This window comes from uncultured Flavonifractor sp. (assembly GCF_944385615.1).
Classification (GTDB): Bacteria; Bacillota; Clostridia; order Oscillospirales; family Oscillospiraceae; genus Flavonifractor.
The window spans coordinates 1-10,430 of record NZ_CALWXV010000081.1 but is presented as its reverse complement, the minus strand read 5'-3'; the positions used below and the strand labels follow the sequence as shown (position 1 = coordinate 10,430).

Below are 10,430 nucleotides of genomic sequence, written 5' to 3'. Positions count from 1 at the left end.
TGGGGCATATTCTTCACCCCCTCTACCATTTTACCACATCAATCTCTTTTTCTCAGGTTTTGTTAGGTGCTCTAAGTCCAAAAGGATGTGGTTGTATGCCAGCGGAGAAGGCAGCCGGAGAGGGGGGCGGCCTCTTTGAGCACCAGCCGGACCGCAGCGGAAAGCGTCCGGCGAGCTTTCTCGGCGGCTTTACCGGGTACCTGGTGACCAACGGCTACACAGGTTATAACCGGGTCCTGGGCGTAACCTATTGCGGGTGCCGGACCCATGCCAGATGGAAGTGGAGGGATGCCATGCCGGATGACACTACAGCCAAGATCAGCAAGGCGGCTGTGGGGTACCGGCATTGCACCAAGCTACGAATACCTGCTGCTGGTGCTGAGCTGCCTGCCCTATTATGGCAAAACGCCGTCCCACGACATTTTGGAGCGTCTGATGCCCTGGAGTCCTTACATAAAACAGCGAAAATACATGGAGACATCTAATTGTGTACAGCAAAACCAGACAGGATATAAAATCCAGCCGGGTTTTGTCTGTGTACGGGTGGATATTGAGCGCTTATGTCTGGATTAAGTTAAGGGCCCACCAATTTGTGCCGTCAAGAGCTGACACAAGCGGATGTAAGATGAATGATCGTGCTCAAGTGCTGTGCCTATCGCCTGTATCCAAGCAGTAAGATAGTCTGGGAGCACCAATTGTTGCAGATCCTGTATATATGCCATGCATAGGTCAAGGTTGTTGCAGAAATTATTGAGCATACGTACTACAGGGGTGATGTCCCGGCCTGCTGGGATGTTACTTGGCTCCCAGTCCATAGACAGAGATCTTATATCGGGCAATCCAAGCCCTGCGTCAAAAACACGTTGGCGATAAGTTGGTAGCAGCGCGTCCAAGTAGTCACACAACAGAGCGGCCCGTTGCTCGTCCCGAGATAACTCCCCATCTGCCGGACTATACCCATATCGTGTCAGCTCTGACATCCGACACGCGACAATTTGCTTGGGATCTTCTGTATGATATTTGAGCTGTAGGTTGTGGCGGGAGAAGAGGAACCGCGGCTTCTGATTTGGTTCCCCATAAGCTCTGTATGTGGCAAAGTATCTATCTCTATCCATCATATTCCACTTCTTTCGTACTTTTTATTGTGATTATAGCACAAATCTATTGCGTTGGTGCAACACAAAACATTGGTCTGCTTAACATGTCAAAAAATAAATTTTATAAACATGTTAATAGGAAAATTTTGCTGTTTTCTATTTAAAATACAATTAAATTGAAACGAATAGTTTGGACGTTGTATACAACATCGAATTCAGTGAAATAGGATATAAAATTGTCGCATACTATAATAATAGACAACGCCTTATGGCGCGTATATCAGTACAAATGAAAGGAAGTAGTGTTTATGCCGAGGGTTACGATGTTAGACCGTGCCATTGCAGGCCGTACCGTGCTTGGATATGCTGATGGAATGTATGCCCCCAGGACAAGATGCAGCAATTTATACCGTGCGATTATTGCTTGTGGATATACTCCGGATGACATTGGTAAAACGATTGATATCGCTGTAGGAGGGCGGCGCGGTAGGACATGGCGAGATGGCTACCACATGGCAATTGTCAAAATTTGATTTCGCTGTTTTGCCCCGCAGGACATTTCAAAATTGCTTTCTCCTCTAAAATATGTATAACATATAAAACCAGTTGTGTGATCAGAACGGTCGCACAACTGGTTTTATTTTTCTTACGAGGAGGTAAAAACAATGAATTTGCTACACCGTGTAAAGCAGTATCAGCAGGAAAAGAATGGGCATCGGAAGAGTGCCTATTTCATCCGCTGTCATGGGAGCGTAGAGAGGCAGCAGACTCAATCAGTATACTATAATAGTCCCCAGAAAACTGTCTGTGATTCCTCTGGTTTTTGAGCAGCAGAAGTACATGTTTGAGACCAAAACCCACGTCTGTGAGAATGGAATCGTCAGTCTCCAGCAGCCCCATATTCGCCCTATCAACCGCGGAAAACGACCGGTTGCCACAGAGTTTGGCCAAAAACTTCACTTATCCGTGGTAGATGGTTATACTTTTCCGGAGAAGACCAGTTGGAACAATTTCAACGAGGGCTGTGATCTGCAGACCGCCGCTGAGAACTACCACCGCCGCTTTGGGGTGTATCCAGAAGCAATACTGGCTGACCGCATTTACCAGACCAGAGCCAACCACAGCTATTGTGCAGAGCTTGGGATTCACTTGAGTGGTCCAGCCCTTGGACGCAAACGGGCAAAGGCTGAGAAGAAAGAACAACGCCAGATGCTGCGGGATAGCGGTGAGCGTAATGCCATTGAGGGACGCTGCGGCAATCTGAAGCGTAAATTCGGCCTGGAGCTCATCTTCTGCAAACTGTATGAATGTGCCAAAATAGAAGTAGCCTTGAATATTTTAGCCATGAACACAGCCTATCGGCTGTGTCGATGGCTTATGCAGTTTTGCTACTTTTTCAAGATAAAGTTTGTTTTTCAGTAATCCCTATGTTAAAGAACTTGGTGCATTTTCACTATGATGCCTGGAAAATTGTGACCTGCATCTAAAAATCATGGTATAATGACTAAAATTGCTGTGATTTCTCGGAGGTGGACTCCATGACACCAGAACAAAAAGCCCGTGAGTCAATCGATCAGCGACTGATTCAGGCCGGATGGATCTTGCAGGATATGCGCCAGCTCAATCCAATGGCAGCCCCAGGTGTTGCAGTGAGGGAATTTCCCACCAGCACTGGGCCGGTGGACTATGTTCTTTTTGTAGATGGCATCCCAGTTGGCGTCGTGGAAGCCAAGGCGGACGAAAAGGGTGAGAACATCACCACTGTGGAAGGACAGTCAAGCCGATATGCCGGAAGTACCTTCAAGTGGGTCAAGCCGGGATACCGCATTCGGTTTGCCTACGAGGCTACCGGAAAGCTGACTCGTTTCACCGATTATAACGACCAGAAATATCGCTCCCGCCGTATCTTCAGCTTTCACCGTCCCGAGAGCCTTCGCGCCCTGCTGAAGTCTGAGGATACCATCCGCAACAATATGAAGCATTTTCCGCCCTTCGACACCACTGGCTTCCGCAGCTGTCAGATTGCAGCTATCGAAAGTCTGGAGGAGTCCTTTGCACAAAATCGTCCCAGAGCGTTGATCCAGATGGCCACCGGCGCGGGCAAGACCTTCACAGCCATTACCGCAGTATATCGTCTGCTGAAATATGCCAAGATCAACCGAGTCCTCTTCCTGGTGGACACCAAGGGCCTGGGCGAACAGGCGGAGCGGGAATTCCTGGCCTACCGCCCCAACGACGATAACCGTTCTTTTTCTGAAATCTATGGGGTGCGGCGGCTGAAAAGTTCCTACATCCCCCAGGATGTGCAGGTGTGCATCAGCACCATCCAGCGGATGTACTCCATTCTGAAGGGGGAGGAACTGGATGAGTCGGCGGAGGAGACTTCCTTCAATGAGCTGACCTCGGCAGACCGACAGGCGGTCAAAGAGGTGGTCTACAATGAAAAGTATCCGCCGGAGTTTTTTGACTGCATCATCATCGATGAGTGTCACCGCTCCATCTACAATGTTTGGCAGCAGGTGCTGGACTATTTCGATGCCTTCCTCATTGGCCTCACTGCCACGCCGGATAAGCGGACATTTGCCTTTTTCAAAGAGAATGTGGTCAGCGAATATCCTCGGGAGCAGGCCATCATCGACGGTGTCAATGTGGGCGAGGATATCTTTCACATTGAGACCCAGGTGACCAAAAACGGTGCTCACATCATGAAGCAAGTCATTGAGCATCGCAACCGGCTTTCGCGGAAAAAACGCTGGAAGCAGTTGGATGAGGATGTGGACTACCGACCCACCCAGTTGGACCGGGACATCGTCAATCCCAGCCAGATCCGCTTGGTGATCCGCACCTTCCGGGACAGGCTGTTTACCCAACTGTTTCCACAGCGCAAAGAAGTTCCCAAGACTTTGATTTTTGCCAAAACGGACAGTCACGCTGACGACATCATCCAGATCGTCCGGGAGGAGTTCGGTGAGGGAAACGAATTCTGCAAAAAGATCACCTACTCAGCCGAAAATCCAGAGAGCGTGCTCAGCGACTTCCGTAACAACTATAATCCCCGCATTGCTGTGACCGTGGACATGATCGCCACCGGCACCGATGTCAAACCCATCGAGTGCCTGATCTTCATGCGGGATGTGCGCAGCAAAAATTATTTTGAACAAATGAAGGGCCGGGGCACCCGTACTCTCAGCAAGGATGATCTGCAAAAGGTGACCCCTTCGGCTACCGAGAACAAGGACCATTTTGTCATCGTAGACGCGGTGGGCGTTACCAAGTCCAAGAAGTCCGAGACCCGAACCTTGGAGCGCAAGCCCTCAGTCTCTTTAAAAGAACTGATGATGACGGTGGCTTTGGGCGCCCGAGATGAGGACACCCTGACCTCCCTTGCTAACCGGGTGATCCGCCTCAACAGCCAGATGAGCTCCGGCGAGCGGAAGGACTTTGTCCAGGTGGTGGGCGTTCCGGCCAGTCAGCTGGCGGAAGATTTGCTGGATGCCTTTGACGAGGATATTCTCACCGCCCGGGCCCGGAAACAGTTCCAGACCCAAGAGCCCACGGAGGAGCAGTTGCAGACGGTGCAGCGGGAGGCGGCGACCCGGGCGGCTGATCCCTTTTGCCGCCCGGAGGTGCGGGATTTTATTGAGAATGTCCGCCGCAGCCATGAGCAAATCATCGACAATACCAATCCGGATACCCTGCTCTTTGCCGGGTTTGACACCCAGAAGGAGGAAAACGCCGACCGGGTGATTCGGACTTTCCACGAGTTTATCGAGGAGAACAAGGACGAGATCATTGCCCTGCGCATCCTGTACAGCCAGACCTATCAGGACCGGCCCATGGCTATTGAAAAACTGAAAGCTCTTTATGAGAAGCTGCGCAGCAGGGGCGTGACCATCGAGCGGCTGTGGGACTGCTATGCCATCAAGAAGCCGGAGAAGGTGAAGGGAACGGGCACGCTGCGCCAGCTGGCCGACCTGGTGTCCATCATCCGGTTTGAGATGGGAGAGGCGGAGGGTTTACAACCCTTCGCGGATAAGGTAAACTACAACTTCCAGCAGTGGACCTTCCGCCGCAACGCCGGTGCGGTGCATTTCACCCCGGAACAGATGGAGTGGCTCCAGCTGGTGAAAGATCATATCGCCACCTCTTTGAGCATTCAGCCCGAGGACCTGGACCTCAGCCCCTTTGACCACAAGGGCGGTCTTGGGCGGTTCTATGAGGTGTTTGGAGAGCGGTATGAGGCGATTTTGATGGAAATGAATATGGAATTGGTAGCGTAAGGAGAATATAGATGAAAATTGATTTTTCTACACCCATGACATTTTATGAATTAGTAGCAATCATATTAGCTGCTGTGGCTATCATTATCCCTATTGCTCAAGCGGTTTGGAAAAAATGGTTTATTACTGCAAAACTTAGTTTTTTGCCTACTGGTAGAGCTCTGCTCTTTTTCAATCAGAGTGGTTCATATATTCGTATTGATGGTGTGTATGAGTCTGAACGAAAACCGATATCTATTAAAAAAATTAAAATTAAAGTAACACGGCAAAGAGATGAGAGAAAACTAAATCTCGCTTGGTCCAGCTTTATTTCGCCAGTAAACCAAAGTATGGTTGGAAATTATCTGCAAACAACAGAATCTGCTCATCCTCTTAGAATTGAAGCAGACAGTATTATCTGCGCGTTTACAGAATTTGGAGACGCCTTTGATTCTTTTGGTAAGACCTTTAAGGCCGGTACAGAGAATTTGTTTAAGCGGATTGTAGACATTAGAAATTCCTACCAAAACTATGCTGAAGCTGCTGCTTTTTATAGAACTACTTCCGAATATGCACACGCAAAAGAGGTGCTTAACAAGGAGTTTTTCTGGGAGATTGGAAAATATGATATCGATATTGAGGTAAATTACAACAAAGAGATTAAACATTTTTGTTACACAATTTCCGTTGGAGAATATGAACACGGTTTGCTAATGAATAACATAGATGAATCACTGCTCTCTCCGCTAAAATCAAATTATGGTGTGAACTGGGAATATCGCACTGCTTTTGTGGAATTGGAAGATATATAAGTGGTTTGCTATCGCTATAAATATTGAATATTAAGATGCACAGGAATGATGGTAATGTTGAAAAAGTGGAGTGATGTTCTTACTATTGTGAGTGGGAAAAACCAGAAATCGGTTGCTGACCCCAATGGCAGATACCCAATATATGGGAGCGGTGGAGTGATAGGATATGCCGGTTCATATCTATGCGAAGCTGGAACCACGATTGTAGGCCGGAAAGGAACCATTAACAATCCTATTTTTGTGAATAAACCATTTTGGAATGTAGATACTGCTTTCGGAATATCGCCAGGAGACGAATTACATCCAAAGTATTTATATTATTTCTGTTGTTCTTTTAACTTCAAAGAATTGGATAAATCAACTACAATTCCAAGTCTTGCGAAAAGAGATCTTCTTCAAATTCAGATGCCTGTTCCATCTCTAAGCGAGCAAGAGCGCATTGTCTCCAAAATTGAGGAGCTGTTTTCCAAGTTGGACGCCAGCGTGGCGGAACTGCAAACCGCAAAGGAAAAGCTGAAGGTTTACCGACAGGCGGTCCTGAAAGAGGCATTTAGAAATGTTGGGAAAAAAGTTTTTCTGAAATCATTATTTTGTGGAACTCCTCAAAATGGCGTATATAAACCAAAATCAGCTTATGGCAAGGGTACAAGAATTTTAAGAATAGACGGCTTTTATGATGGCTTTGTAACTTCAGAATATGAATATAAAAGGTTATCATTGTCTGAAGAGGAAATCGAAAAATATAGCTTAAATCAATTTGATTTAGTTATCAATAGAGTTAATTCTATGCCTTATTTGGGAAAATGCGCGCTTATTCGTCACATCCCTGAGACAACGGTGTTTGAAAGTAATATTATGCGAGTTCGTTTGAATCCTGATGTAGTTTCACCAGAATATGTAACATATTTTTTAGCATCGGATGAAGGAAAGCGGGAGCTGACAAAGAATGCAAAACAAGCGGTAAATCAGGCAAGCATTAATCAAATGGATGTTGGAAATGCACTTATCCCTATCCCAGGAGATATTGTTTTGCAAGAACAAATTGTGTCTGTGATTGAACGATATTTGTCTGTCTGCGCCAGCATCGAACAGTCTATTGACATATCCTTGCAGCAGGCAGAAGCCCTTCGGCAGAGTATTTTGAAACAGGCCTTTGAGGGGAGATTGGTATAGTGCCAAAAAAGAAAAAGCAACATTATGTACCTCAATGCTACTTAAATGCCTGGGCCATTCCTGACACACATCAAGTGTATGTTTTTGACAAAATGCTGCAAACCACGCGGCGCAATAGCATCGAAGATATTGCATCAGAAAAATATTTCTATGATATAGACTTTACAGGCATTGTTTCTGAGGAAGATTTGAAAAATTTCGGACTGGACGACTGTAATCCGGCAAACTTAGACGATGGTCAGTACATAGAGAATTTTTTTGCAACCAAAGTCGAAGGTAATTATAGAGATATCCTGAATAAAATTATCAGTAGAACACGACAGATGAATTTGTGGGAAATGAAAAATTGCTTTTTCATTTCCGAATACAATAAGTTTCTCTTCTCATTTCATTTGGCATATCAAATCATTCGAGTCAAAGCGGTGCGGAATTCATTGATGGATTCACAGGATTGTTTAGTGCAGGCACTCAAGGATATGAGGGCATCTCAGGAAACGATAGCGAGATACGGTATTTCCGAATCCCACCTCCCATTTATCCATGGAAAGATGATTTTAGACCGAAAAGAAATTGATGATATATCTAAGTGTTTTTTCACACTTTCTTGGATATTGCTCGTAAACAGAACAGGTTACCCGTTTTTTACATCAGACAGTCCCATTGGAACCATAGCACATATCCAGCATCCGATTTGTTCTATGACGGGATTAGCTTCAAGAGGTGTCGAGGTCTATTTTCCGATATCACCGGATCTTATGCTGATTATGGCGGATGGAGAATATCACAAACTTGATCATTGTGACAGAAGAATCTTAGCTGCAGACAACATAGATGAAATTAGGTACTATAATTCGAAATGTATTATCAATAGCGAACGGTGTGTATTTTCAAGTTGTGAAGATTTTTCTATCGTTGATGAAATGATTAAAGAGAATCCAAAGATTCTGCATCAGCCACACAGCATGATGCAATGGGGCGGAAAAACATATACACCCCAACGAAATAAAGAATTTGAAGTATGATTATAATAGAAGGAAACGACTATGTCTGAACAAACCACAACCATCATCTCCAAGGTCTGGGGGATGTGCGGGCCGCTGCGGGACGACGGCGTGTCTTATGGCGACTACCTGGAGCAGCTCACCTACCTGATCTTCTTAAAAATGTCCGACGAGTACGCAAAGCCCCCCTACAAACGCCAGACCGGCATCCCGGAGGGCTGCGGCTGGGCGGATATGAGCGACCTCAAGGGTGCGGAACTGGAGGAGAAATATAAATCCATCCTGGAAACCCTGGGCGAGCAGGGCGGCACTTTGGGCAAGATCTTCAAGGGCGCTACCAACAAGATCAACAACGCCGCCATCCTGTACCGCATCGTCCAGATGATCGACAAAGAAAAATGGGTGTCCATGTCCACCGATGTGAAGGGTGAGATCTACGAGGGCCTGCTGCAAAAGAACGCCGAGGACGTGAAAAGCGGCGCGGGCCAGTATTTTACACCCCGCCCATTGATTCAGGCCATGGTGGAGTGTATCCGCCCGGAGCCTAAGAAGACCATTGCCGACCCATGCTGCGGCAGCGGCGGATTTTTGCTGGCGGCCCAGAGCTATCTGGCCGACCCGAAGCACTACAACCTGGACCGGGAGGAAAAGGAGTTTTTAAAGAAAGAGGCTTTCCGGGGCTGGGAGATCGTGCCCACCACCTTCAAGATGAGCCTGATGAATCTTTACCTCCACAACATCGGTGACCTCTATGGCCAGGTGCCCATCACCCTGGGAGATGCCCTGCTCACTGATCCAGGTGAGCGGTTTGACTATGTGCTCACCAACCCGCCCTTTGGCAAAAAGTCCGCCCTGACCTTCACTAACGAGGAGGGAGAGCAGGAGGAAGAAGATCTGGTCTACAACCGGCAGGACTTCTGGACCACCAGCTCCAACAAACAACTCAACTTCCTCCAGCACATCAACACCCTGCTGAAAGCCACCGGCAAGGCGGCGGTGGTGGTGCCGGACAATGTGCTCTTTGAGGGCGGAGCCGGTGAAACCATCCGAAAGAAGTTGCTGGAGACTTGCGACCTCCATACCATCCTCCGTCTGCCCACTGGTATCTTCTACAAGCCCGGCGTCAAGGCTAACGTGATCTTTTTTGACAAACGCCCTGCCAGCCCGGAGCGGCAGACCAAAGAGGTCTGGGTCTACGACCTGCGGACTAATATGCACTTCACCCTCAAGCAGCATCCCATGACCTTTGGGGATCTGGAGGACTTCATTCAGTGCTATAACCCGGAAAACCGGCATGAGCGCCATGAGACCTGGAGCGAGGAAAACCTGGAAGGCCGCTGGCGCCGCTTCACGGTAGAGGAAATCCTTGCCCGGGACAAGACCAGCCTGGATATCTTCTGGATCAAGGATAAGTCCCTGGCCGACCTGGACAACCTGCCCGCCCCGGAGGAACTGGCCCAGGATATCATGGAAAATCTGCAATCAGCCATGGATGGATTTAGTGAACTGCTGGCAGCACTGAAGAAATAGAGAAAAACAAGGGAAAGGTTCAGAAGAATGGCTGGTACGGTGACTAATATCTAAATAGAGTGCTCTCTCGTATAAGCTTACTACGGCAACTGCCAATTGCGCCGCAGAAAACAAAAAGAATTGAAGTACAGAAGTTCTATACTCCGCTATATTTAAGGGCAGAAAAACACATTGGAGTCCACTTGTCCTGCAATTATGTTGTGGATATGGTTGTAAAACCACAACATTACATGCACAATAGTAACATTTGAACAAAAATATTTAGGGAGATGGCATATATGCGGTTGCAGTCATTGCTCGACGAAAAGCTGGAACAAGGGAAAGTGCAGGGGGAGCTTGCGATGCTTGTGAAACTGTATGACGCCGGCACCATCTCGTTGGCTGACGCCGTTAAGAACAGCAACACGAGCGAGGAAGAGTTCCTTGCCTTCGCCAAAAAGGAAACTAAGAACACCTGATCCATTGCAAGAAGCCCCGGGCAAATGCTCATGTGCGGTAAAGAAGCAACCCAAAATAAGACAAGAACAGCCATCTAACCACTATTCCGTCAACTGAGTA

8 protein-coding genes are annotated in these 10,430 nt (G+C 47.5%); all 8 read left to right on the top strand.

Annotation, left to right across the window (positions count from 1 at the left end; genetic code table 11):
- Positions 1–95 precede the first annotated feature (95 nt).
- The 8 genes from Q0J75_RS12865 (at position 96) to Q0J75_RS12830 (ending at position 10,330) form a co-directional block, all read left to right on the top strand.
- Positions 96–485, top strand: a complete 390-nt coding sequence (locus Q0J75_RS12865; protein WP_297202107.1) for an IS66 family transposase — start codon at positions 96–98, stop codon at positions 483–485.
- A 1,452-nt stretch (positions 486–1,937) separates the two neighbouring features.
- Positions 1,938–2,519, top strand: a complete 582-nt coding sequence (locus tag Q0J75_RS12860) for a transposase (RefSeq protein WP_297202104.1) — start codon at positions 1,938–1,940, stop codon at positions 2,517–2,519.
- Between the two features lie 116 nt (positions 2,520–2,635).
- A complete protein-coding gene (locus Q0J75_RS12855; RefSeq protein WP_297202101.1) occupies positions 2,636–5,377 on the top strand; it encodes a DEAD/DEAH box helicase family protein in 2,742 nt (913 codons plus the stop codon).
- 11 nt (positions 5,378–5,388) lie between these two features.
- Complete coding sequence (locus tag Q0J75_RS12850; protein WP_297202098.1) at positions 5,389–6,168, top strand: hypothetical protein; 780 nt, start codon at positions 5,389–5,391, stop codon at positions 6,166–6,168.
- Between the two features lie 45 nt (positions 6,169–6,213).
- Positions 6,214–7,341: a restriction endonuclease subunit S gene (locus Q0J75_RS12845; protein WP_297202090.1), complete on the top strand. Its 1,128-nt coding sequence runs from the start codon at positions 6,214–6,216 to the stop codon at positions 7,339–7,341.
- Positions 7,341–8,363: a DUF4238 domain-containing protein gene (locus tag Q0J75_RS12840; protein ID WP_297202087.1), complete on the top strand. Its 1,023-nt coding sequence runs from the start codon at positions 7,341–7,343 to the stop codon at positions 8,361–8,363. Before Q0J75_RS12845 ends, Q0J75_RS12840 begins: the two co-directional genes overlap by 1 nt.
- A 21-nt stretch (positions 8,364–8,384) precedes the next feature.
- Complete coding sequence (locus Q0J75_RS12835) at positions 8,385–9,872, top strand: HsdM family class I SAM-dependent methyltransferase (protein ID WP_297202085.1); 1,488 nt, start codon at positions 8,385–8,387, stop codon at positions 9,870–9,872.
- A gap of 278 nt (positions 9,873–10,150) precedes the next feature.
- Positions 10,151–10,330 (top strand): hypothetical protein, encoded by a 180-nt coding sequence (locus Q0J75_RS12830; protein WP_297202082.1) that lies wholly within the window; start codon positions 10,151–10,153, stop codon positions 10,328–10,330.
- Positions 10,331–10,430: the final 100 nt, after the last annotated feature.

Excerpts from the sequence above, each read along its gene's own strand:
- Q0J75_RS12865 (WP_297202107.1), top strand. The coding sequence starts at position 96 with ATGCCAGCGGAGAAGGCAGCCGGAGAGGGGGGCGGCCTCTTTGAGCAC.
- Q0J75_RS12860 (WP_297202104.1), top strand. The coding sequence starts at position 1,938 with ATGTTTGAGACCAAAACCCACGTCTGTGAGAATGGAATCGTCAGTCTC.
- Q0J75_RS12855 (WP_297202101.1), top strand. The coding sequence starts at position 2,636 with ATGACACCAGAACAAAAAGCCCGTGAGTCAATCGATCAGCGACTGATT.
- Q0J75_RS12850 (WP_297202098.1), top strand. The coding sequence starts at position 5,389 with ATGAAAATTGATTTTTCTACACCCATGACATTTTATGAATTAGTAGCA.
- Q0J75_RS12845 (WP_297202090.1), top strand. The coding sequence starts at position 6,214 with ATGATGGTAATGTTGAAAAAGTGGAGTGATGTTCTTACTATTGTGAGT.
- Q0J75_RS12835 (WP_297202085.1), top strand. The coding sequence starts at position 8,385 with ATGTCTGAACAAACCACAACCATCATCTCCAAGGTCTGGGGGATGTGC.
- Q0J75_RS12830 (WP_297202082.1), top strand. The coding sequence starts at position 10,151 with ATGCGGTTGCAGTCATTGCTCGACGAAAAGCTGGAACAAGGGAAAGTG.